The following is a 21891-nucleotide window of genomic DNA, read 5'->3' on the forward strand; positions in this document are numbered from 1 at the left end:
ATTACTGCACCCGCACTCTCGGGTCGACGAGCGTGGTGGCGAAGTCAGCGAGGATCGCCCCGACCGCGAAGATGACGGAGCCGTAGGCGAGGGTAGCGGTGGCCGCGTTGACGTCCTGGAGCGCGATCGAATCGATGGACCAGGAACCGACGCCGTGCCAGGCGAAGATCTTCTCCGCGAAGAAACCGCCGGCAAAGATGGCCGGGATGGTGAACGCAATGCTCTGCGCCACGGGGATGAAGGACACCCGCAGGGCGTGGCGGCTGATGGCCTGGTTGCGGGTCAGGCCCTTGGCCCGTGCCGTCCGCACGAAGTCGGCGTTGACGTTGTCCAGCAGATACTGGCGCTGGGCGATCTGGTAGGCGCCCCAGCCCACAATCGTGATGGCGAAGGTGGGCACGGCGTAGTGGGCGAGCATGTCGATGAACTGGTCCCAGCCGCCGCCGTCGAGGCCCGGAGTGGAGATGCCGGTGACGAAGAAGACGCGCTCCCCGACCGTCTCGTTGATGTTGATGGCGCCCAGCTGCACCAGGAAGTAGGCGATCGGGGCGGGAACGATGTACATGAGGTAGCTGTACGAGGTGATGACCCTGTCCGAGGCCTTGTACTGGCGGGCGGCGGTGTAGACGCCGAGGGCGACGCCGATCACCAGGGTCAGGATGATCGAGGCCAGGAACAGCCGGGTTGAGATCCAGACGCGGTCGCCGAACTCGGCGTTGATGAAGGCGCCGTTGGGGCTCCGCCCCCAGTCCCAGCGGGTGAGAATGGCCGTGAGCCAGTCGACGTAGCGCTCCCACGGGTTGAGCGTCGGATCGAGCCCCTTAAGCCGGAAGGAGTTGACCACCTGTTCGGGGGTGGGCCGCGGAATCCGTTCCTGCTCGAGCAGCGCCGGCTGCAGTGTGCTCACCGCCAGGAGATAGCCGGCACTGGTGGTCAGGAAGATCATGAAGACATACGTGAAGGCACGTTTGGCGAGATATCGAAACATGGAGCGGCTAGTTCTGGATCGCCGTTGCCTGAGCGGATTTGGGCGCCAAGGCGGCGGCTGCACGAGCCGGTCTGCCTGCCGGGATGACAAGATTATTCACAACTTCGGTCCTTCCGTAGTCCCCCATCCGGCAGCGGGTTCCGCCGCCGGTTCGGGATCATGGGCCAGCTGGTTTCCGGCCGCCCGCAGGCCTTGCGGCTGAGTCCTGGTGGACTATGTTGCGGGTCACATTCCAGAGGAAGCTATCACATCTGCCGGGCCGGACCGCGCTCCCGGCGGCCGCGACACGGCGGCTTCGCCGCAGATCGTTATGAATAACTCCGTGGAATGGATTTGGACTCGCGGAAGTGGCAAGGCCGCGCTAGTGTCCGCCCACAATGCGCGTGACAAGTTCCCGCCAGGTTTCCGCCAGCCGCTCGGGCGCAATCCCGTGCACGCCGACGGAGTGGAGCAACAGTTCCGGCTCCAGCGCCGCCCCCAGGGCCGACGCCATGAGCCGCGGGTCCGCCGTCACGCCGGCGTCGCGCAGCAGCATCTCAAGGTGGCGATGCCAGAGGACGGCCGGGGGCACATCGAACCTGTTGTAGGCCGAGGCATCGGCGGCCCGGGCCAGCTCCCCGAACTCCAGGGTCCAGGCAATGCGGGCGGCACCTACGGCGATCAGCCGCTCCAGGGGTGGCGCGCCGGGACCCACCGGTGGCGGACCGAACATGAACCGGCCCTGGAATTCGGCCTCGGCGTCGCTGAGGAGGGCCATCATCAGCCCGGCACGGCTGCCGAACCGCCGGAAGACTGTCCCTTTTCCAACTCCGGCGCGCTGCGCCAGCCGGTCCATGGTGAGGGCGTCGACGCTGGATTCCCCAACGATTTCCCGGGCGGCGCAGAGGAGCAGTTCCCTGTTGCGCGCCGCGTCACGGCGCCCGGTTTCTGCGGCGGGCGCGGCGGGGCGCCCTCCCCCGGACTGGGCGCCGGGACGGATCGGGATGAGGCTCACACCGCTGAGTCTAGCGCCTCGGAATATAAACGGACCGCAGTCCGTTTAGCATGGGTGAAGGCCCCCAAAGCCCCACGATCCACCAGCCGCCGGAACCATCCTGCGGCGTGATGCACAGGAGTACATATGTCCAAGAAGACCATCCTCACCCTCGTCGGCAGCCTTCGCGCCGGCTCCACCAACCTTCAGCTGGCCGAGGCCATCGCGCTCAACGCCCCCGAACAGGTGGACGTAGTCATCCACGAGAGCCTGGGCAACATCCCGTTCTACAACGAGGACATCGACGTCGAAGGCCAGGTGCCCGCGGCCGCCGCCGCCCTGCGTGCCGCCGCCAACGACGCCGACACCATCCTGCTGGTCACGCCGGAACACAACGGCACCGTCCCGGCGTCGCTGAAGAACGCCATCGACTGGCTGTCGCGCCCGTTCGGCGCCGGCGCCCTCTCCGGCAAGCCCACCGCAGTTGTCGGAACCGCCTTTGGCCAGTTCGGCGGCGTTTGGGCCCAGGACGAGGCCCGCAAGGCCGTCGGCATCGCCGGCGCCCAGGTCCTCGAGAACGTCAAGCTGGCAGTCCCCGGCTCGATGGTCCGCTTCGCCGAGGTCCACCCCAAGGATGACGCCGAAGTTGTCGAGCAGATCAAGGGCGTGTTCGACGCGCTGGCCGAGGTCCCCGCCGCAGAAGCGGCCTAGGCTTTCCGCACTCCGCTCAACAACACCCCGAGGCCCCCGGCAGCATGCAGCTGCCGGGGGCCTCGGGGATCCCGGCCAGTTGCGGCGGGTGAGGCCGGGTGATGGCCTGGAAACAGTCGTTCGAAAACAATCGTTTCCCCCCGTGCAACATGGGTAGTATCCTTGGGACTGTGACCCACGAAACACTTGATGCCGCCGCAGCAGTACTTCCGGCCGAGGCCATTGACGCAATCGAACGTGCGGCTACGTCCGCCCACCGCCACGAGATCCTGTTCTCGGAGCGCGCAGCAAATATCAAGCAGTCGGCAGTCCGGGACGTTTTCGACATCTCGATGCGCCCCGGCCTCGTTTCCCTCGCCGGCGGAAGCCCGTACCTGCAGTCCCTGCCGCTGGAACGCCTTGGCCAGACCGCCGCGAAGATCATCGCCGAGCAGGGAATGACCGCCCTGCAGTACGGCAGCGGCCAGGGTACCGAGGAACTCCGCGCCCAGATCTGCGAGGTCATGGCAGCTGAGGGAATTCTCGACGCTGACCCCGCGAACATCGTGATTACCGCCGGTTCGCAGTCCGCGCAGGATGTGGCCACCAAGGTCTTTTGCAACCCAGGCGACGTGGTGCTCGTGGAGGATCCCACCTATGTGGGCGCCCTCAACACGTTCGAGGCCTACCAGGTGGAAGTCGAAGCCGTGCCGATGGACGGCGACGGCATCGTCCCGGACCTGCTGGAGGCGAAAATAGCCGCCCTCCAGACCGCCGGCAGAAACATCAAGTTCCTCTACACCATCCCCAGTTTCAACAACCCGTCCGGCATCACCCTGGCCGCAGAACGCCGGCAAGCGGTGGTGGATATATGCCGAAACGCGAATATTTTGGTGCTGGAGGACAACCCCTACGGCCTGCTCCGCTTCGACGGCAAGCCGCTGACCCCTTTGCGGGCAGCCAACCCGGATGACGTCATCTACATGGGGTCCTTTTCAAAGATCTTCGCACCGGGCCTGCGGATCGGCTGGGCCCTCGTCCCGGCCCACCTGCAGCGCCGGTATTACCTGGCATCAGAGGCCGTCACCCTGTGCCCGCCGACCCTGAACCAGATGCTGGTATCGGCCTATCTGCGCGACTACGACTGGCGCGGCCAGATCGAGACGTACCGCGGGCTGTACAGGGAACGCTGCGAGGCAATGCTTGCCGCCCTGGCCGAATACATGCCGGACGGACTGAGCTGGACACAGCCCGACGGCGGCTTTTTCGTGTGGGTGACCTTGCCCGAAGGCGTGGACACCTACCCGCTGCTGAAGAAGGCCATCGACGCCGGCGTCGTCTTCATCCCGGGGGCGGCCTTCACCTCGTCGGACGACACGTCGAACAAGATCCGGCTGGCGTTCAGCGCGGTGCCGCCCGAGTCGATCCGTGAGGGCGTGCGGCGGCTCGCGCCGGTCCTGCGGGAAGCGTTGGCCGCACTGTAGCGTGAACAGCGGCAGGGTTCGCTGCGGCGCATGAACAGCGCTAGCCGTCGAACAGCAGGGCCGATCGAACAGGCGCATTGAACAGCATTACTCGTTGAAAGAGGAGCAGTCCATGACCGGAATTATCGTTGTCGGCGTCGACGGCAGTGAAACTGCCCTGCGGGCGGCGCACACCGCGCGCGACCTCGCAGTTTCCGTGGGGGCGACACTTCATGTGGTCAGCGCCTTTGACAGCGACAGGACCCAGGTCTTCGGCAGCGGCAGTGACCAGTGGATCGTTTCCGACGCCGGCAACGCGGAAACGGTGGCGCGGACGGTGGCGGACGGCCTGCGCCGCCCGGACATCGCCGTCACCTACGCCGCCGCCCGGGGCAAGCCCGCCGAGGCCCTGATCCGGGAAGCCGAACGGACCGGTGCCCTGATGATTGTGGTTGGCAACCGACGCATGAGCGGGATCGGCCGGGTCTTGGGGAGCGTTGCGAACAGCGTGGCCCACAACGCCCCCTGCGACGTCTACATCGCCAAGACCGACGCCGACTAAGGCGCTACCGCTTCTCCGGCACCGCGGCCGGCACCGCGGCCGGCTCCTCGGCCGGAACAGTGCCCCGTTCCGCGGGCTGGAGCATCCGGCGCAGGATTTTTCCTGACGCGGACTTCGGCACGGCTTCGATGAACTCCACGCGGCGGATCTTCTTGAACGGCGCCACCTTGGCCGCCACGAAGTCCATGACGCCCGCCACGTCCAGGGCATCGCCGTCCGCTCCGGGCTGGCGGACGACGAACGCCTTAGGCACTTCCTGGCCGTCGGCGTCGAGGGATCCGATCACCGCGGAGTCGGCAATGCCGGGGTGCGTGAGGAGCAGGGCCTCCAGCTCCGCCGGGGCGATCTGGTAGCCGTTGTATTTGATCAGTTCCTTGAGCCGGTCCACGATCGTCACCACCCCGTCCGCCCGCACCGTGGCGATGTCCCCGGTGTGCAGGAAGCCGTCCGCGTCCAGGGTGTCCGTGGTTTCCTGCGGCCGGTTGAGATAGCCGAGCATCACGTTCGGCCCGCGGCACAGGAGATGTCCCGGCGCGCTGGTGCCGTCCGCGGGAACCGGAATATCCTCCCCCGTGGCCGGGTCCACGAGGCGGCACTGCATATTCGGCACGGTGTAGCCCACGGAGCTGACGGGGGCGTCGCCCGCTTCGCGCGGAATAAGGTGAGATACCGGGCTCATCTCGGTCATGCCATAGCCCTGCAGGACCCGGCATCCGAGGCGTTCGGCCAAGCGGGTGCCGAGCTCTCCGTCCAGCGGCGCCGCGCCCGAGAGGGCGGTGTGCACCGAGCCGAGGTCGTACTCGGCAACCAGCGGGTGCTTGGAGAGCGCCACGGCCACGGGTGGGGCGATGAACAGGTAGCTGCACCGGTGATCCTGGATGATCCGCAGGAACTCGGGCAGATCGAATCTGGGCATCGTGACGAGCCTGGCCCGCTGGCGCAGGGCGAGGTTCAGCAGCACGGTCAGCCCGTAGATGTGGAAAAACGGCAGCAGCGCCAGGAGCCGGTCCTCGGGGACCACGCCGAGCAGCCCCCTGGCCTGTTCCACGTTGGCGACCAGATTTCGGTGGCTGAGCATGACGCCCTTCGGCCGGCCCGTGGTGCCGGACGAGTAGGGCAGCACGGCCACATGCGTGGCCGGATCGAACGAGACGCGGGGCGCCGGCGCGCCCATGGCGAGCAAGTCACCCAGCGAGGGGTGGCCGTCGGCGCCGTCGAGCACCACGAGCCGCGAGGCCGGGATCCCGGTCCTTTCGGCCGCCTCCCGGGCGGCCGGCAGCAGCGCCGAGACGGTGAAGAGCCAGCTGGCGCCGGCGTCGGTGAGCTGGGTGGCGATCTCGTCCACGGTGTACAGCGAGTTGATGGTGGTGACCGTGGCGCCTGCCCGGAGCAGGCCGTGGAAGACGGTCGCAAAGGCGGGGACGTTGGGGCACAGGATGGCTGCCACGCCGTGCACCCCGAGGCCTTGGGCGGCCACGGCGCCGGCAAGGGCATCGATTTGCCCGCGGAGCGCCCGGTACGTGGTCTCCGCACCGCTGGCGCCGTCGACGATGGCGACCCGGTCCAGGCCCTCCTCTGCCAGAGCGCCGAAGAGGTAGTCGTAAATGCCGAGATTGGGAACTTCGACGTCGGGGTACGGGCTTGAAAACACGCAACATCTCCTTTGATCCGCGTCCGCCCGGGCTGTCGGCGGCTGGTGTCACTCTAATACCGGGGCGCATCGCCGGGACAGGACGGCGCGGACTTGGCTGTGTTCCGGCTTGACTGTGTTCCGACGTGACTGTGACTTGACGAGGATCACCCCCTCCCGTGGGCAGCCTCACCGCCCAGTGGGCCTGCCGGAACGGACCGGCTCGATAAAATGGGAAGTGCCCTGCGATGGTGCGGACATCCAAGAACCCACCTACCGAGGGAGCCCCATGATCACTCTTCAGCGCCGCCAGCTGGTTGGCCACGACATCCTGCTGGCCCGGCACGGCAACCACATCAGCGCCATGCGCCTGGACCGCAGCACCGGCCGCGTTGTCGCGTTCCTGGACGACGGATCAACCGACAGCGCCCCGAACTTGATTGCCCCGGGTCTGCGTATGCCCGACACCGTGCGCAGCGTGCTCCGTCAGGACTGGAAGTTCCTCACCGGGATCAGCGCAGGCAGCGTGGTGCTCGCGGGCCTGATGTTTGCCGCCTCGGCCGCCGTCGCAGGCATGAGCGGCGATCCCGCACTGGTCCAGATGCTGACCGCGTACTCGGGAAACTGAGCCGCCCGGGCCAATTGGCCTGATACTGACCGAACCCCGCCGCTGAATAGTTCAGCGGCGGGGTTCCGTCGTTTCGGCGCTTCCGGCCGTTTGGGGCTCCGGCAGATTCGGGGTCAGTCCAGCAGTAGTGCCGGCTCTTCCAGGATGGCGGCGACGTCCGCCATGAAACGGGCTGAAAGGTCACCGTCCACCACCCGGTGGTCGAAGGAGCCGCCGAGGGTGGTGATCCAGCGCGGAATGACTTCGCCGTCCAGGACCCAGGGCTTTTGCTTGATGGTGCCGAACGCCACGATCGCGACTTCGCCCGGGTTGATGATCGGCGTGCCGGTGTCGATGCCGAGGGCGCCGATGTTGGTCACGGTGAGCGTGCCGCCGCGCATCTGGGCGGGCTGGGTCTTGCCGGCCCGCGCCGTAGTGGCGAGATCGTTCAGGGCCAGGGCCAGCTGCTTGAGCGAGAGGTCCTGGGCGTTCTTGATGTTCGGCACCATCAGTCCGCGGGGCGTGGCGGCGGCGATGCCCAGGTTCATGAAGTGCTTGACGTGGATTTCCGCGGAATCGCTGCCGTCCGGGTTGTCCACCCACGTCGCGTTGACACTCGGGTTCCGCGCCGCGGCCCAAATGACCGCCTTGGCCAGGATCAGCAGCGGGGAAACCCTGATGCCTTCGAAGTCGCGGGAGGCCTTCAGGCGCTTGACGAATTCCATGGTGCGGCTGGCGTCGACGTCGACAAAGATGCTGACGTGCGGCGCCGCGAAAGCCGATTCGACCATGGCTTTCGCGGTGGCCTTGCGGACCCCCTTGACCGGGATCCGCTCGATCCGCTGGTCCTGCGGGCGGCCGGACTTGCCCCAGAACGAGTCCGCCTTGTCCACCTCGGCGTCACGCTGGGCCTGGTAGCTCACCAGGTCCTCACGGGTCACTTCACCGCGGGCGCCGGTGGGCACGACGTCGGCCAGGTTGATCCCGAGGTCCCGGGCGATCTTGCGGACCGGGGGCTTGGCCAGCACCTTGCCGACCAGGCCGCTAATGGCGCCGCCCAACGTGGGGCGCGGGTCAATGGACTCGGCCGGGCCAGCAGCCTCGGCAGCCGGGTGGCCGACGGCGTCCGGGCTGATCCAGATGTCGTGGGCCTCAATCCCCACCCGCTCCCCAGCCTCGCTAGCTCGGCCAGGGAACCCGGCGGGCGTGGCCCCCGGCTCGACCACCGGGGCGGCAGCGCCGGCGCCGGCCGAAGTGGCCGCCGGGGCGGAAATCCGCCGCCGGCGCTTGACGGCGTCGGCCTTGGGACCGGAGCCCACAAGCGGGCCGCCGGCCGGCCTCCCGGCTGCTTCGCCGGCGTCGGACGTGTCAGCCTGCAGCGTGCCGTACATGGGAGCCGCCAGGGCGGGAGATGCCTGGGCAGCAGGCGCCGGGGCGGCCTGCTCCGGGGCGGCGACGGCGTCGCTCACGCTGATGATCGGCGTGCCGACCTCCACCGTGACTCCCTCGGGAACCAGCAGTTCGGTGACGGTCCCCGCGAAGGGTGAGGGCAGTTCCACCAGGGACTTGGCCGTCTCGATCTCGCACAGGACCTCGTTGATGGCCACGGTATCGCCGGGCTTGACCTTCCAGGCGACGATTTCTGCCTCCGTTAGCCCTTCGCCGACGTCGGGGAGGTTGAACTTGTTGAGCGTCATGGGTCCTCGTCAGTACGCCAGGGCGCGGTCCAGCGCCTCAAGAATGCGGTCGATGTCCGGCAAGTAGTCTTCTTCGACCTTGGCCACGGGATAGGGCATGTGGAATCCTCCGACGCGGATGACGGGGGCCTCCAGTGAATGGAAGGCCCGTTCGCTGATCCGCGCGGCAATTTCGCCGCCGATGCCGCCGAAAGTGGGGGCCTCGTGGGCCACGATCAGCCGGCCGGTCTTCTGGACCGATGCCGTGACGGTGTCGAAGTCGATCGGCGAGATGGAACGGAGGTCGATTACCTCGACGCTGTGGCCGTCCTCGGCCGCGGCCTCCGCCGCTGCGAGGGCCACGGGCACGAGCGGTCCGTAGACAACGACGGTAGCGTCGGTGCCCTCGCGGAGCACATGCGCCTTAAAGGGGTCCGCGGACGCGCCGGGGGTCTCGGTATCGACCTCGCCCTTGAGCCAGTAGCGGCGCTTGGGCTCGAACACGATGACGGGATCCTGGCAGTCGACGGCCTGCTGGATCATCCAATAGGCATCGTGCGGATTGGACGGCGTGATGATGCGCAGGCCGGCCGTGTGGGCGAACAGGGCCTCCGGTGATTCGGAGTGGTGCTCGATCGAGCCGATGCCGCCGCCGTATGGGATCCGGATGACGACGGGAACGGTCAGGTTGCCGTTGCTGCGGGAATGCATCTTGGCCAGCTGGGTGGTGATCTGGTTGAACCCCGGGAACACGAAGCCGTCGAACTGGATCTCGCAGACCGGCTGGTAGCCGCGCAGGGACAGGCCGATGGCGGTGCCGATTATGCCGGACTCGGCCAGCGGGGTATCCACCACGCGGTCGGCGCCGAATTCGGCGATCAGCCCGTCAGTGACCCGGTAGACGCCGCCGAGGGCCCCGATGTCCTCGCCCATCAGCAGCGAGCGGGGGTTGTTGCTCAACGTGGCCCGCAGGCCCTCGTTGATGGCCTTCGCAATGGTCATGGTGGTCATTACTGGGCCGCCCCGTCTGTCTGCCCAGCCTGTGCCGGACCTGATTTTGCCTGTACGGTTTCGGCGTCGGCGAACCCTGCGCTGTATTCCTCGAACCAGGCCAGTTCCTCGGCCACCAGCGGATGGGCCTCCACGTAGGTGTTGGCGAAGGCAGTCCGGATGTCCGGGGTTTCGAGGTCGTAGGTGGTCTTGCGGACATAGGCGGCGAGCTCGTCGCCGTCGGCCTTGACCTGCTCGAAGAAGGAGTCGTCCGCGAGGCCCTCGGCCCGGAGATACTTCTCCAGCCGCGCCAGCGGGTCCTTGGCCCGCCACAGGCCCTCCTCGGCGGACCCACGGTACTTGGTGGGGTCATCGGCTGTGGTGTGCGCCCCGACCCGGTAGGTGAACGCCTCGATCAGGACCGGACCGTTGCCCTCACGGGCCTGCTCCAGCGCCCACTCCGTGACGGCGTGGACGGCGATCACGTCATTGCCGTCCACCCGGATGCCGGGGAAACCGTAGCCCTTGGCGCGGTTAGCGAGCGGGATGCGGGTCTGCACGGAGCTCGGCACGGAGATCGCCCAGTGGTTGTTCTGGCAGAAGAAGACCACGGGCGCCTGGTAGGACGAGGCGAACACCATGGATTCATGGACATCCCCTTCGGAGCTGGCTCCGTCGCCGAAGTACACCATGACGGCAGCGTTGGGCTCCACGGCCTGTCCCGCATCCCCACCGCCGGCGGCGTTGGCGGCCGCCAGCTTCTGGTCCCGCTGGATGCCCATGGCGTAACCCACGGCGTGCGGGGTCTGGGCGGCCAGGACCAGCGTGTAGAGGTGGAAGTTCGTGTCCTTCGGGTTCCAGCCGCCGTTGGAGACGCCACGGAACTGACGCAGGAGCTCGGCCAGGTCCACGTTCCGGGTCAGGGCCACGCCGTGCTCGCGGTAGGTCGGGAAGATGTAGTCCTGCGGCTGGCTGGCCCGGCCGGAGCCGATCTGCGCGGCTTCCTGTCCCGTGAGCGGCACCCACAAGGCCAGCTGGCCCTGCCGCTGCAGGGCGGTGGCTTCCACATCGAAGCGGCGGATCTTGGCCATGTCAGCGTAAAAGCCGCGCAGCGTGTCCGAATCCAGCTTCTCAGCGTACTTTGAGAAAACCGGGTCCGAGCCCAGGGTGCCGTCAGGGCCCAGCAACTGCACCATCGGCTCTGCCGGGGCGCCCAGTTGGGCCTCGGCCTCCGCCTCGAGCTGGTCATCCATCTCGGTTCCGTCGAACTCGGTAGAGGGCAGATGTGTGGCGCCCATACCGTCTCCTTGCTTGCCGCATCCGAATGCGCCGCAATCGCTGGGATATATGCCGGACAGGGAATACATTCCCCGTCCGGCATATATTTTGGCTTACTGGTCCTTACTTTAGCCGCACAGGGCGGACTGAACGCGCCGTGTTAAGCGCTAGGAACGCCGCGGCGGTTTTGTATAGATCGCACAGAGCTCCAGGAACCGGGTGTTGGCTTCCGGTTCGCCGATGCTGACCCGGACGCCCTCGTTGCCGAAGGCGCGCACGGACAGCGCCCGCTCGGCCGCCAGGGCGGCGAATTCCGCGCTGTTTGCGCCCAGATTGAGCCAGACGAAGTTGCCTTGGGCCTCCGGAACGAACCATCCGAGCTCCCGCAGTCCGGCCGTGACCCGGTCCCGTTCGTCCACCAGGCTTTGTACCCTTTCTACAACGTCAGCGAAGTGCTCGATCGACGTGACGGCAGCCGTTTCCGCGATTTGGGACACCGCGAAGGGTGTGGCGGCGACCCGCAGGTGCTGCGTCAGGTCGGGGCGGGAGACGCTGTAGCCCACGCGGAGACCGGCGAGGCCGTGCGCCTTCGAGAACGTCCGCAGGACGACGACGTTGGGGTACTTGCGGTACATGGCGATGCCGTCCACAGCGTCGCCGGCGCGCACGAATTCCTGGTAGGCCTCGTCGATGACCACCACGACGTCGGCCGGAACGGCATTGATGAAGCGCTCCGTTTCCTCCGTGGTCAAGATGGGTCCGGTCGGGTTGTTGGGCGTGCACAGCAGGATCATCCTGGTCCGCGCGGTCACTGCGGCAGCCATGGCGTCCAGGTCGTGCCGCCCGTCGGCCGTCAGCGGGATCCGGACGCTCTCGGCGCCCGCCAGTCCAACGCAGATCGGGTAGGCCTCAAACGAGCGCCAGGCGTAGATGACTTCGTCGGCCTTGCCGTCGTCGTTCTGGCCGGCGAAGGTGGTCAGCAGCTGGTTCAGGGCGCCCAGGCTGCCGGCGCCCGTGACGATGTCCTCGGCGGGAACATCCAGGAAGCGGGCGAGCGATTCGCGCAGCTTGCTGCTGAGCGGATCGGGGTAGCGGTTGAAGTCGGTCTGCGCCGCGATGGCCTGCTGCACTGCAGGGATCGGGGGCAACGGGTTTTCATTGGAGGACAGCTTGTAGCTGACCAGGCCTTCCACGGGGGCGGGCGGTTTTCCGGCCGCGTAGCGGGGGAGGAGGTCTACCACCGGACGGGGCTTGATGCCCCCGGCCGGGTTCTCTGATGAAGTCATGCCAACTAGCCTACTTCGGGTCGCTGCCGCTGTTGGGGGATGCTCGTTGCCGCCAGGGGGAATATGGTCCCTGCCGCTGCCGCCGGGCGTATGACAGCATGGGGCCATGCGCTCATTCATCGTACGAGTCATCATCAACGGGCTGGCCCTGGCAATCGCCTGCTGGATCCTCACCGGGCTGGATATTTCCACCCAGGGCGACGGCACCATCAACGTCATCCTGGGATACCTGTTTATCGGCCTGATCTTCGGCCTGGTTAATGCATTCGTCAAGCCGATCGTCAGCCTTCTGTCGCTGCCGATCACCATCCTCACCCTGGGCCTGTTCACGGTGGTCATCAACGCAGCGATGCTCTACCTGACGTCCTGGATCAGCAGCTACACCGTTGTGCACTTCACCATCGACTCGTTCTTCTGGACTGCCGTGTTCGCAGCCATCATCATCAGCGCGGTGTCCCTCGTGGCCAGCTTCCTTCCCGCCCTCGATCGCTAGGGGCTCCCGGGCCGTTCCGCGGCCCCGAAGCCGTGGGAGGGCCCGGCGCCGCCGGCGTTCCCCGCGGTGCCGGCCGGGCCTCGCGCCGGAGCGAGAACCGGGTGACCGTCGCCGCCCCGCCGGTCCCTACTACTGCGGCCAGCGCAGCCGTGGAGTCCTGCAGCGTGTTGTCCCGGCTCGCCGAGACGAGCGCGGCCCCGTCCGCGTAATTCCCCAGCCGGTGCCCCGGACCCAGGCCGAAGTCCTGCAGCGGCGGCACGGCCAGCGGGTTGGTGAGGGTCACGGTCACCCTGTCCCTGGTGTCCGGGTTGGCCAGTCCGTCTGCTCCCGGCACCCAGTCCTGCTCGTGTTCCAGGTGCAGGCTGCGGATCCCCGGCGCCGGGCTGATGCCGCCAACGGGCGAGCCCGCCGTCAGCACGAATTTGAGATCGTACTCGGCCAGGACGGCCCGGTCCTTGCTGAGGTTCATCGCGTGGATCCCACCCTGGCTGTAGCCGACAGCCACGAGCTGATCGCCGGCCTCGGCTCCGGCCTGCTGCAAGGCCTGCCGGACAGCGCCCGCCGTCGATGCCGAGTCGTAGCCCAGGGCCTCGGCGATGCCGGCGGGGTCAAAGGGGTTGGTGCCTTCCGGCAGGCCGCCCTGCTGGGTTCCCGGGATGACCACCACCCACGCTTTGCGGGTCCCGCCGTCGACCTCTATCACCTCGATCCGGCCACCCTGCTCCCCCACCGCTCCGGCCCGCCGCAACAGCCCGGCCGGTGAGAGGTCGACGTCGGCCGAAAACGTCTCCCGGCCCACGATGTTGACGGGCCTGGGCTTGAGGAACATGAGCCCCGGCGCGTCCGAAACGTCCCGGACCAGGCGACGGATGTCAGTGGGCCCACTCAGGGCTCCGGCGACGGCAGCCAGGGGCCCGGGAAGGCCAAGGAGCGCGGCAAGATTCCGGGGCGCCATGGCGATCCAGTCTTCGGCGATGCTGCGCACCCCCGGTAGGGCGAACGGCTCCGGCGCTGCGCCGTACTCGGAGCCGTGAAGCCCCATCCGCAGCAGCAGGGCATTCCGGGCTTCGGCGTATTCGTACTCGCGGTGGCTGGCGCGGACGTCGTCGCCAATGCGCTGAAGTTGTGACCGGACGCGGCCGACGTCCCGGCCAGCCTCCCCCACGGCGATGATGGCGTTGCTGCCGCTGGAGTAGGAGTCGGATTGATAGGGGAAAAGGGCGCGCCGGGCGGCGTCGGCTTCCATTTCAACCGATTGCAGCTGCCGGACCAGCCCGTCCAGTGCCGCGGCACCGGCCAGCAACTCCTCAAACTGGAAGCTCACCCCGCCGATGCCACCCCGGATTCTCAGACTGCCGTCTGCCGGCGGCGCTGAAACCCCGGGGGTGCCTCCGGAGCCTGCCGGAGTCGCCTCGGCCATCAGGGGCCTATCCGGTCCGCAGGCTGCGCCACGTTCCGGGCGTGCCGGAGCACCACAGCAACAGCATCGAGCAGGGAGTCCCGGCCCCTGCGCAGCGCCGCCGCGTGCAGGGACAAGGCAAGCCGATAGGCGCGGCCGGCCGGTGACTGCCACGTCTGTAGCTCAAGCCGGGCGAGCGCGGCGAGTACCGCGTCCGCCTCATCGGCGCACCTCGCTACGCGCCCAGCGAGCTGCTGGACTTCATAGCTGCGTGACGCGCACTCGAGGGCATCGGCGGCCGTCACGCCAAAAACAGCCACGCTGCCCGCCGGTCCGGGCGCCATCCCACTGGTCGGCGTCATCCCACTGCCCTGAGTCATCCCGCTGCCCTGAGATGACTGCTCTGCGACATCCAACTACTCATGAACCGACGCTAACGGGCGGCCAGGGCCGGCTGAAGTGCGCCGCCCGGCTATGTGGACAACGCCCCGGACGGCCGGCTGGTACCGGCCGGGCAAAGTCACGCGGCAAAGTCATAACGACGGGCGCGCTTAAGGGCCGGCGGCACTTCGTGAAAGAATCGGCACATGCCTGAAACTGCCGCCACAGCTGATACCCGCACGCCGTCCGGACGCCTGGCCCTCGCCGCGTCCGACCACCAGATCGCGCTCGGCCCGCTGGATGGCCGCTACCAGTCCGCCGTCGCGCCGCTGGTGGACTACCTTTCCGAAGCGGCCCTGAACCGCGACCGCGTGGCTGTGGAGGTCGAGTGGCTGATCCACCTGACCGGCAACAGCGTCCTGCCCGGGGCCGGCCCGCTCACTGCGGAACAGCAGCAGCAACTGCGCGCGATCGTCACGGAGTTCGACGCCGGATCCGTCACCGAACTGGCCGAGATCGAGGCGGTGACGGTGCACGACGTCAAGGCCGTCGAATACTACATCGGCCGCCGCCTGCCCGGCATCGGGATCGATCACCTGACCGCCATGGTGCACTTCGGCTGCACGTCCGAGGACATCAACAACCTCTCCTACGCCCTGGGCGTCAAGGGGGCCGTGGAGGACGTGTGGCTGCCCGCGGCCCGCGCCCTCGTTGCCCAGATCAGCGCCATGGCCGAGGACAACCGCGCCGTGCCGATGCTCTCCCGCACCCACGGCCAGCCCGCCACGCCCACCACGCTGGGCAAGGAACTGGCTGTGATTGCGCACCGGCTCAACCGGCAACTGGACCGGATTGCCCGGACCGAATACCTCGGCAAGATCAACGGCGCCACCGGCACCTACGCCGCCCACGTTGCCTCCGTCCCGGGCGCCGACTGGGAGCATGTCTCCAAGAGCTTCGTCGAAGGCCTCGGCCTGGCCTGGAACCCGCTCACCACCCAGATCGAAAGTCACGACTGGCAGGCCGAACTCTATGCCGACGTCGCGCGGTTCAACCGCATCCTGCACAACGTCTGCACCGACATCTGGAGCTACATCTCGATCGGCTACTTCGTGCAGATCCCGGTGGCAGGCGCCACCGGCTCCTCGACCATGCCGCACAAGGTGAACCCGATCCGTTTCGAAAACGCCGAGGCCAACCTTGAGATCTCCTCCGGCCTGCTGGACGTGCTGGGCTCCACCCTGGTCACCTCCCGCTGGCAGCGCGACCTCACCGACTCCTCCTCGCAGCGCAACATCGGGGTGGCGTTCGGCCACTCGCTGCTCGCCATCTCGAACGTCGCCAAGGGCCTGGACCGGCTCAAAGTTGCCGAGAACGTGCTGGCCGCTGACCTGGACACAAACTGGGAAGTCCTCGGCGAGGCCATCCAGATGGTCATGCGCGCCGAGGCCATCGCCGGCGTCGAAGGCATGGAGAATCCGTACGAGCGGCTCAAGGACCTGACCCGCGGACAGCGCGTGGATGCTGCCCGGATGCAGGAATTCGTCCAGGGGCTCGGCCTGTCCGCCGACGCCGAAGCCCGGCTGCTGGCCCTGACCCCGGGCAAGTACACGGGCATCGCGGACCAGCTGGTGGACCACCTCAAGTGAGGCTCCTGCTCATCCGGCATGGACAGACGCCCGGGAACGTCCTCGGCCAGCTGGACACCGCCCACCCGGGGCCCGGGCTGACCGAGCTCGGGGAGCGGCAGGCTGAGGCCTTGTCGCGCGCCCTGGCGAACGAGCGGATCCATGCCCTCTACGCGTCCACCCTGATCCGGACGCAGATCACGGCCGCACCGCTTGCCCGGGTGCACGGGCTGGAAACCGAGGTGCTGCAGGGCATTCACGAGATCGAAGCCGGGGCGCTGGAGAAGCTGACGGACCACGAATCACACAAGCGGTACATCGGCACCATTTTTTCCTGGACGGACGGCGACCTGGACCGCCGGATGCCTGCCGGCCCCAGCGGCCGGGACTTCTTCGAGCGCTACGACGCCGCGATCGCCACAATAGCGGCACGGACCAACGGCGGGGGCGGTTCAGGATCCGTGGCCGTGGTCAGCCACGGCGCAGCCATCCGGGTGTGGGCCGGCCTGCGGGCAGGCAACATCGAACCGGACTTTGCCATCAAGCACGTGCTGGACAACACCGGAATCGTGGCGCTGGAAGGCGATCCCGATGGCGGCTGGGAGCTCATCCACTGGGACGACAGCCCTGTCGGCGGCCTGGCGCTGGCGGATCCGACGGCGGAGGACCCCACCGGCCGTCCGGCGTAGCGGGCCGGCCAGTCACCGGCGGGCGAAACCGGCTTGCCGGGACTGGACTGCTCACCTCAACGCGGCGATGATGAAATGAGGCGTGGGGACAGGATGGTCGGCCGCGGCATGCGGTTGATCCCGCGCCGTGGAGGCGCAGAATCATGTCAGGCAAATCGGTACACCCGGGGCATGCGCCCGGAAGCGTTTTCCCCGGCTTCGATAAACAGTTCCTCGCGGCGTACTACGAGCACACGGCGCCCGAGGACCTTCAAGGCTACAGTCCCGAAAACCTGGAGCAGCGGGCCCGGCACCATGCGGAACTGGCGGAGAGCCGCCCGGCAGGCACGGCGGCCGTCGGCATCCTGAACGAAGGCGAAGCCAGCGTCCTGCTGGTCGTTGCCGACGCCTTACCGCACTTGCTCCATTCGCTCACTGCGGAGCTGACCCGCCGCAACGAGTCCATCCGGTTGCTGGTGCATCCCAATTTCCTGGTGCGGCGGGAACCACAAACGGACCGCTTGTTGGAAGTACAGCCCGGGTCCCCGCAGACCGGATCGACGGGCCGAATCATCGGCACAGCGCCGCCCGGCACGGCGGCGCCCGGCTCCGCCCAGTACCCGCCGGATTGGTCGTCCGAAACCTGGATCGCGGCGGAAATAGGCCGCCTGCCGGGGTCGCGTGCCACCGAGGAGCTCACGGACAACGTGCGGCGTGTCCTGGCGGACGTCCAGTTGGTTGCTGATGACGCCCCCGCCATCCACGCCAGTCTCGCCCGCGCCATCAGCTCCCTGGACCGGCTGCCCGCTGGCACGGTTCCTACTCCGGAGCAGCTCGGTGAGCTCCTGGACTGGCTGGACCGCGGCAACTTCACGTTTTTGGGATACGGCGAATATGAATACCCGACGACGGAGGGCACGGATGTAGTGACGGTGCGTCCCGGCACGGGGCTGGGCCTGCTCAGGGACGGGCGGCCGGAGGCCCGCCAGCCCGTTACGGGGCTGCCGCATCCGCAGGTTCTCACGCTCTCCATTTCGGATCTGAGATCGTCCGTCCCGCGCCCGGCTTACCTGGATGAAATCCTCGTCCGGACCTTCGGCAGCGCCGGCACGGCCACGGGAGAAGTCCGGTTTGTGGGCCTCTTCGCCCCGGGCGCCACGGGCCGGTCTGTGCGGCGCATCCCGGTCATCCGGGACAAAGTGCGCGCCGTCCAGGAGCGCTTCGGCTTCACCGAGGCGTCCCATCCCGGCAAACAGCTTCTCGCCGTCCTCGAATCCTTCCCCTTGGACGAGCTGTTCCACCGGGACCTCGACGAACTTTCCGGGCTTGCCCGCGAGATCCTGCTCCTGCAGGCACACCACCAGACACGGGTGTTCCTGCGCGCTGACAGCTACGGCCGCTTCATGACCGCCCTGGTGTTCCTCCCCCGGCACAGGTACAGCACGGCCGTCCGCCTCCGGATCGAACACGAGCTCAAACAGGCGTTCGGCTCCTCCTCGCTCGAATTCGAAGTCCGGCTGAGCGAATCCCCAATGGCCCGCGTGTTCTTCCGGATACTGCTGCCTGCCGGCGGGATGCCCGACGTCGATCCCGCTGCAGTGGAGCGGAGCATTATCAGCGCAACGCGGACCTGGGCCGAGGGCCTGGACGAGGCGCTCCGTAACAGGTTGCCGGCCGGGGAGGCGAGCCGGTTGTCGGCTCTTTGGTCCGCCGCCTTCCCGGCCAGCTACAAGGCTGATTTCGAAGTCGAGGATGCCGTCGAAGATATCCTGCAGTTCGAGCAGTTCGATCTCGACGGCGCCGGTGGACGACCGCTGAACGATCCGCAACTGTCCGTTTATGTGCGCACTGCCGCGTCCGCGAACCTGGCCGAAGACGCACGGATCCGGCTCTACCTGACCACCGCTTATAGCTTGACGCGCATCCTGCCGTTCTTCCATAACCTCGGACTCGAGGTGCTGAACCAACGGCCCTTCGATGTGGTGCGCGGGAACGACTGGCCTTTGTTCCTCTATGACCTTGGCGTCCGGTATCCGGCCGGCGTGGATCCCGCCCGGACCAGCGCCCTGCTGGGGGACGCCTTCGGAGCCGCCATGCGCGGGGACTCGGAATCGGACCGCTTTGACGGCCTTGTCCTTCGCGAAGGCATTCCATGGCGCGAGGCGGCGGTCCTGCGCAGCTATGCCAAGTACCTGCAGCAACTGGGCACCATGACTTCATACGGTTTCATGGCCGATACGCTGCTGGCCAACGTCCGGGCAACCCACGGGCTTCTGGCACTGTTCCGGGCCAAGTTTGACCCCGATCTTCGGGCCCCAGGCCGGTTGGGAGACACCGAGGCAGCCCGGAAGGAATTGCTGGCCGCGATCGAGGAAATTCCCGTCCTCGACGCCGACCGGCTGCTGCGCACCTTCATGAACCTGGTGGAATCCACGCTCCGCACCAACTACTACCAGAACAGGCCCCACCTGAGCTTCAAACTGAGCCCCTCCGCTATTGCGAGTGCGCCATTTCCCCGTCCCAAGTATGAAATTTGGGTGTACGCACCCCGCGTGGAAGGCGTCCACCTGCGCTTCGGGGAACTGGCCCGCGGCGGGCTGCGCTGGTCGGACCGAAGCGAGGATTTCCGCACCGAAGTCCTTGGCCTGGTCAAGGCGCAGAACGTGAAGAACTCGGTGATCGTGCCCACCGGCGCCAAGGGCGGTTTTTATCCCAAACAGTTGCCTGACCCGTCCTTGGACCGCGACGCCTGGCTGACGGAGGGCCTGGAATGCTACCGGATCTTCGTCCGCGGGCTGCTGGACGTGACCGACAACCTGGTCACCACCGCACACGGCGAAACAGTGGTGCCTCCGGCGCGCGTGGTGCGGCACGACGTCGACGACTACTACCTTGTGGTGGCGGCGGACAAGGGAACAGCGTCATTTTCCGACGCTGCGAACGCGGTGGCCGAGGAGTACGGCTTCTGGCTGGGCGATGCCTTCGCTTCCGGCGGGACCGTGGGCTATGACCATAAGCAGATGGGCATCACGGCACGCGGGGCCTGGGAATCGGTGAAACACCATTTCCGCGAACTCGGGATGGACTGCCAGGAAGAGGACTTCACAGTTGCCGGCATCGGCGATATGAGCGGCGACGTCTTCGGAAACGGAATGCTTCTGTCCCGCCACATCCGGCTCGTGGCTGCATTCGATCACAGGCACATCTTCCTTGACCCGACGCCGGAGGCGGAGTCCTCGTTCGAGGAGCGGAGGCGGCTCTTTGCCCTCCCCCGCTCATCCTGGGCGGATTACGATCCAACCCTGATCAGCGCGGGCGGTGGTGTCCACTCCCGCCGGGCGAAGGCCATCAGCATCACCGAACAGGTCCGGAGCTCTCTCGGCCTGGACCCTGGCACCGTGTCCCTGCCACCCCACGCGCTGCTTCAGGCCATCCTCCGGGCGCCCGTGGACCTGCTGTACAACGGCGGCATCGGAACCTACATCAAGGCATCGTCAGAGGGCAACGCCGAGGTTGGCGACAAAGCGAACGACCCCATCAGGGTCAACGGCAATGAGGTGCGGGCAAAGATCGTCGTCGAGGGCGGGAACCTGGGAATCACGCAGCTCGGGCGGATTGAGGCCGCCCTGTCCGGCGTCCAGCTCAATACCGATGCGATCGACAACTCAGCCGGAGTTGACTGCTCGGATCATGAGGTCAACATCAAGATCTTCGTGGACCGGATGATCGCGGCGGGAAAGATGCCGACGGCGGAACGCGCCGATTTCCTGCATTCCCTCACGGACGAGGTGGCCCGCCTTGTTCTGGCCAATAACGTGGACCAGAACGTCTTGCTCTTCAACGACCGGCACCTGGGACTGGAGTGGAGCCCGGGCTTCGAGCGGACCATGGACTGGCTCGAGAACGCCACCGACCTCGACCGCAGGCTGGAGGGCCTGCCAAGCAGCAAACAGCTCCGGGCACGGCTGAAGTCAGGTGAGGCCCTGACCGCGCCGGAACTGTCGGTGCTGGCCGCCTACGCCAAGATCGAACTGGCAGCCGAGCTCAACGCCAGCGACCTTGCCGACGACCCATGGTTCCGGCGCGTCCTCCGCGGCTATTTCCCGCGCCAGCTGTCCGAACGCTTTGAAGCAGAACTGGAGGACCATCCGCTGCGCCGACAGATCGTGTGCACAGTAGTGGCCAACGACATGATCAACCTCGGCGGAATCACGTTCGCCTTCCGCGCCATCGAGGAAACCACGGCGACGGCCCCCAGTGTTGCCAAGGCCTTTGTGGTGGCGCGGGAAGCCTACGACCTGCCGTGGATCGTCAACCGGCTGGCGGCACTCCCCGCCGGATATCCCAACGAACACGTCGCCGAAGCGACCCTGCACATGCGCAGGGTCCTCGACCGGGCCACGCGGTGGTACGTGACGCACGACCATCGCGACCAGCCCGTGGACGCGGCCTTGGGTCGGATCATGCCCACCATGGAACTACTGCGGACCTGCACCGTGGACTACCTCCGCGGCTCGGACCTGGATCGTGTGCAAGGAAGGCTCGCGCACTGGGACGCCGTGGGGATGCCCCGTGAGCTGGGCCTGCGTGCCTCCGACCTGCTGGAGAGTTTCGGGCTGCTGGACATCTCCCTGATCTCCGAACAAGTGCGCGAACCGATCGCCACCATCGCCGATCTGTATTGGGCGGTTTTCCAGCGGATCGGCGCCGCGAACCTCCTGCTCAGCATCACCGACCTGCCGCGGCAGAGCCGCTGGGAGGCCCTCGCGCGGGCCGCCCTGCGCGATGATGTCTATTCCGCAGTGGCGGACATGACCGTCTCGGTGATGGAAACCACCCAGGGCCTTGGCGCCGCAGACGCCGGCACATCCGATACCGTGGAGCGCATCGTAGAGTGGGAACGCGGGCACCAGGAGCAGCTCGCACGGATCAAGGACACCTTCGCGGAAGTGACCAAACCGGGGCAGGTCGATATCGCCTCAATCTCCGTGGCGCTGAAACTCCTGCGGACACTGGTGCGGCGCTAAGCTGTGGCCGCCGCCAGGTCCGCCGGGAAGTCGAGCCGTAGGCAGCAACCGCAGGCCCTCCATCCACAGTTCTCCCGAACCTTACCGGCAGGAAACACGGCCGAAACCGCCGGCGCCTAGCCTTAGACTGCATAACACTTCGGCGAATCGAG

Annotated in this window: 17 protein-coding genes; 8 read left to right on the plus strand and 9 right to left on the minus strand. The window is 67.2% G+C overall.

What is annotated here, in order from left to right; all coding sequences use genetic code 11:
• Window position 1: 1 nt before the first annotated feature.
• Both AC1DR1_RS01535 and AC1DR1_RS01540 read right to left on the minus strand, forming a co-directional pair.
• Complete coding sequence (locus AC1DR1_RS01535; protein ID WP_476992096.1) at window positions 2-988, minus strand: ABC transporter permease; 987 nt, start codon at window positions 986-988, stop codon at window positions 2-4.
• Between the two features lie 361 nt (window positions 989-1349).
• Complete coding sequence (locus tag AC1DR1_RS01540) at window positions 1350-1982, minus strand: TetR/AcrR family transcriptional regulator (RefSeq protein ID WP_229991950.1); 633 nt, start codon at window positions 1980-1982, stop codon at window positions 1350-1352.
• A 126-nt stretch (window positions 1983-2108) separates the two neighbouring features.
• On the opposite strand from AC1DR1_RS01540, the gene AC1DR1_RS01545 reads away from it, so the two are divergent.
• The 3 genes from AC1DR1_RS01545 to AC1DR1_RS01555 all read left to right on the plus strand — a co-directional run bounded on the left by AC1DR1_RS01545 (window position 2109) and on the right by AC1DR1_RS01555 (window position 4676).
• Window positions 2109-2672 carry an NAD(P)H-dependent oxidoreductase gene (locus AC1DR1_RS01545; protein ID WP_229991949.1) on the plus strand — a complete coding sequence of 188 codons (564 nt, stop codon included), beginning with the start codon at window positions 2109-2111 and terminating at the stop codon, window positions 2670-2672.
• Window positions 2673-2842: 170 nt separating this feature from the next.
• Window positions 2843-4135: an aminotransferase-like domain-containing protein gene (locus AC1DR1_RS01550; protein WP_229991948.1), complete on the plus strand. Its 1293-nt coding sequence runs from the start codon at window positions 2843-2845 to the stop codon at window positions 4133-4135.
• Between the two features lie 112 nt (window positions 4136-4247).
• Entirely contained in the window at window positions 4248-4676 is a 429-nt protein-coding gene (locus tag AC1DR1_RS01555; protein WP_229991947.1) for a universal stress protein, read from the plus strand.
• A 4-nt stretch (window positions 4677-4680) separates the two neighbouring features.
• Here the strand turns inward: AC1DR1_RS01555 and AC1DR1_RS01560 are convergent, their stop codons facing one another.
• Window positions 4681-6327 (minus strand): AMP-binding protein, encoded by a 1647-nt coding sequence (locus AC1DR1_RS01560; protein ID WP_476992097.1) that lies wholly within the window; start codon window positions 6325-6327, stop codon window positions 4681-4683.
• A gap of 268 nt (window positions 6328-6595) precedes the next feature.
• On the opposite strand from AC1DR1_RS01560, the gene AC1DR1_RS01565 reads away from it, so the two are divergent.
• Window positions 6596-6934: a hypothetical protein gene (locus tag AC1DR1_RS01565; protein WP_364746553.1), complete on the plus strand. Its 339-nt coding sequence runs from the start codon at window positions 6596-6598 to the stop codon at window positions 6932-6934.
• 113 nt (window positions 6935-7047) lie between these two features.
• Here the strand turns inward: AC1DR1_RS01565 and AC1DR1_RS01570 are convergent, their stop codons facing one another.
• The 4 genes from AC1DR1_RS01570 to AC1DR1_RS01585 all read right to left on the minus strand — a co-directional run bounded on the left by AC1DR1_RS01570 (window position 7048) and on the right by AC1DR1_RS01585 (window position 12143).
• The gene (locus AC1DR1_RS01570; RefSeq protein ID WP_476992098.1) at window positions 7048-8610 is read right to left on the minus strand and encodes a dihydrolipoamide acetyltransferase family protein; all 1563 of its coding nucleotides are present in this window, start codon (window positions 8608-8610) and stop codon (window positions 7048-7050) included.
• A 9-nt stretch (window positions 8611-8619) separates the two neighbouring features.
• Entirely contained in the window at window positions 8620-9600 is a 981-nt protein-coding gene (locus tag AC1DR1_RS01575) for an alpha-ketoacid dehydrogenase subunit beta (protein ID WP_229991943.1), read from the minus strand.
• A complete protein-coding gene (locus tag AC1DR1_RS01580) occupies window positions 9600-10877 on the minus strand; it encodes a thiamine pyrophosphate-dependent dehydrogenase E1 component subunit alpha (RefSeq protein WP_364746557.1) in 1278 nt (425 codons plus the stop codon). Before AC1DR1_RS01580 ends, AC1DR1_RS01575 begins: the two co-directional genes overlap by 1 nt.
• Before the next feature lie 147 nt (window positions 10878-11024).
• Complete coding sequence (locus AC1DR1_RS01585) at window positions 11025-12143, minus strand: histidinol-phosphate transaminase (RefSeq protein ID WP_229991941.1); 1119 nt, start codon at window positions 12141-12143, stop codon at window positions 11025-11027.
• A 106-nt stretch (window positions 12144-12249) separates the two neighbouring features.
• On the opposite strand from AC1DR1_RS01585, the gene AC1DR1_RS01590 reads away from it, so the two are divergent.
• Window positions 12250-12636, plus strand: coding sequence for a phage holin family protein (locus tag AC1DR1_RS01590; protein WP_229991940.1), 387 nt, complete (start codon window positions 12250-12252; stop codon window positions 12634-12636).
• Here the strand turns inward: AC1DR1_RS01590 and AC1DR1_RS01595 are convergent.
• A complete protein-coding gene (locus AC1DR1_RS01595; protein WP_229991939.1) occupies window positions 12587-13960 on the minus strand; it encodes a PE-PPE domain-containing protein in 1374 nt (457 codons plus the stop codon). The two genes, AC1DR1_RS01590 and AC1DR1_RS01595, sit on opposite strands and share 50 nt — an antisense overlap.
• 95 nt (window positions 13961-14055) lie before the next feature.
• Window positions 14056-14397 (minus strand): hypothetical protein, encoded by a 342-nt coding sequence (locus AC1DR1_RS01600; protein ID WP_229991938.1) that lies wholly within the window; start codon window positions 14395-14397, stop codon window positions 14056-14058.
• Between the two features lie 225 nt (window positions 14398-14622).
• Between AC1DR1_RS01600 and purB the strand changes: the two genes are divergently transcribed.
• From purB to AC1DR1_RS01615, 3 genes are all read left to right on the plus strand, one after another.
• Window positions 14623-16065, plus strand: coding sequence for an adenylosuccinate lyase (gene purB, locus AC1DR1_RS01605; protein ID WP_229991937.1), 1443 nt, complete (start codon window positions 14623-14625; stop codon window positions 16063-16065).
• Complete coding sequence (locus tag AC1DR1_RS01610) at window positions 16062-16733, plus strand: histidine phosphatase family protein (protein WP_229991936.1); 672 nt, start codon at window positions 16062-16064, stop codon at window positions 16731-16733. The genes purB and AC1DR1_RS01610 overlap by 4 nt, the downstream gene beginning before the upstream one ends.
• Window positions 16734-16876: 143 nt before the next feature.
• Window positions 16877-21739 (plus strand): NAD-glutamate dehydrogenase, encoded by a 4863-nt coding sequence (locus AC1DR1_RS01615; protein ID WP_476992099.1) that lies wholly within the window; start codon window positions 16877-16879, stop codon window positions 21737-21739.
• Window positions 21740-21891: the final 152 nt, after the last annotated feature.

Source organism: Arthrobacter sp. P4_F10 (assembly GCF_056401435.1).

What these genes read in the sequence shown, in the direction of transcription:
- AC1DR1_RS01545 (WP_229991949.1), top strand. Translation starts at nt 2,109, where the DNA reads ATGTCCAAGAAGACCATCCTCACCCTCGTCGGCAGCCTTCGCGCCGGC.
- purB (WP_229991937.1), top strand. Translation starts at nt 14,623, where the DNA reads ATGCCTGAAACTGCCGCCACAGCTGATACCCGCACGCCGTCCGGACGC.
- AC1DR1_RS01615 (WP_476992099.1), top strand. Translation starts at nt 16,877, where the DNA reads ATGTCAGGCAAATCGGTACACCCGGGGCATGCGCCCGGAAGCGTTTTC.
- AC1DR1_RS01565 (WP_364746553.1), top strand. Translation starts at nt 6,596, where the DNA reads ATGATCACTCTTCAGCGCCGCCAGCTGGTTGGCCACGACATCCTGCTG.
- AC1DR1_RS01575 (WP_229991943.1), bottom strand. Translation starts at nt 9,600, where the DNA reads ATGACCACCATGACCATTGCGAAGGCCATCAACGAGGGCCTGCGGGCC.
- AC1DR1_RS01570 (WP_476992098.1), bottom strand. Translation starts at nt 8,610, where the DNA reads ATGACGCTCAACAAGTTCAACCTCCCCGACGTCGGCGAAGGGCTAACG.
- AC1DR1_RS01580 (WP_364746557.1), bottom strand. Translation starts at nt 10,877, where the DNA reads ATGGGCGCCACACATCTGCCCTCTACCGAGTTCGACGGAACCGAGATG.
- AC1DR1_RS01585 (WP_229991941.1), bottom strand. Translation starts at nt 12,143, where the DNA reads ATGACTTCATCAGAGAACCCGGCCGGGGGCATCAAGCCCCGTCCGGTG.
- AC1DR1_RS01590 (WP_229991940.1), top strand. Translation starts at nt 12,250, where the DNA reads ATGCGCTCATTCATCGTACGAGTCATCATCAACGGGCTGGCCCTGGCA.
- AC1DR1_RS01555 (WP_229991947.1), top strand. Translation starts at nt 4,248, where the DNA reads ATGACCGGAATTATCGTTGTCGGCGTCGACGGCAGTGAAACTGCCCTG.
- AC1DR1_RS01535 (WP_476992096.1), bottom strand. Translation starts at nt 988, where the DNA reads ATGTTTCGATATCTCGCCAAACGTGCCTTCACGTATGTCTTCATGATC.
- AC1DR1_RS01600 (WP_229991938.1), bottom strand. Translation starts at nt 14,397, where the DNA reads ATGACGCCGACCAGTGGGATGGCGCCCGGACCGGCGGGCAGCGTGGCT.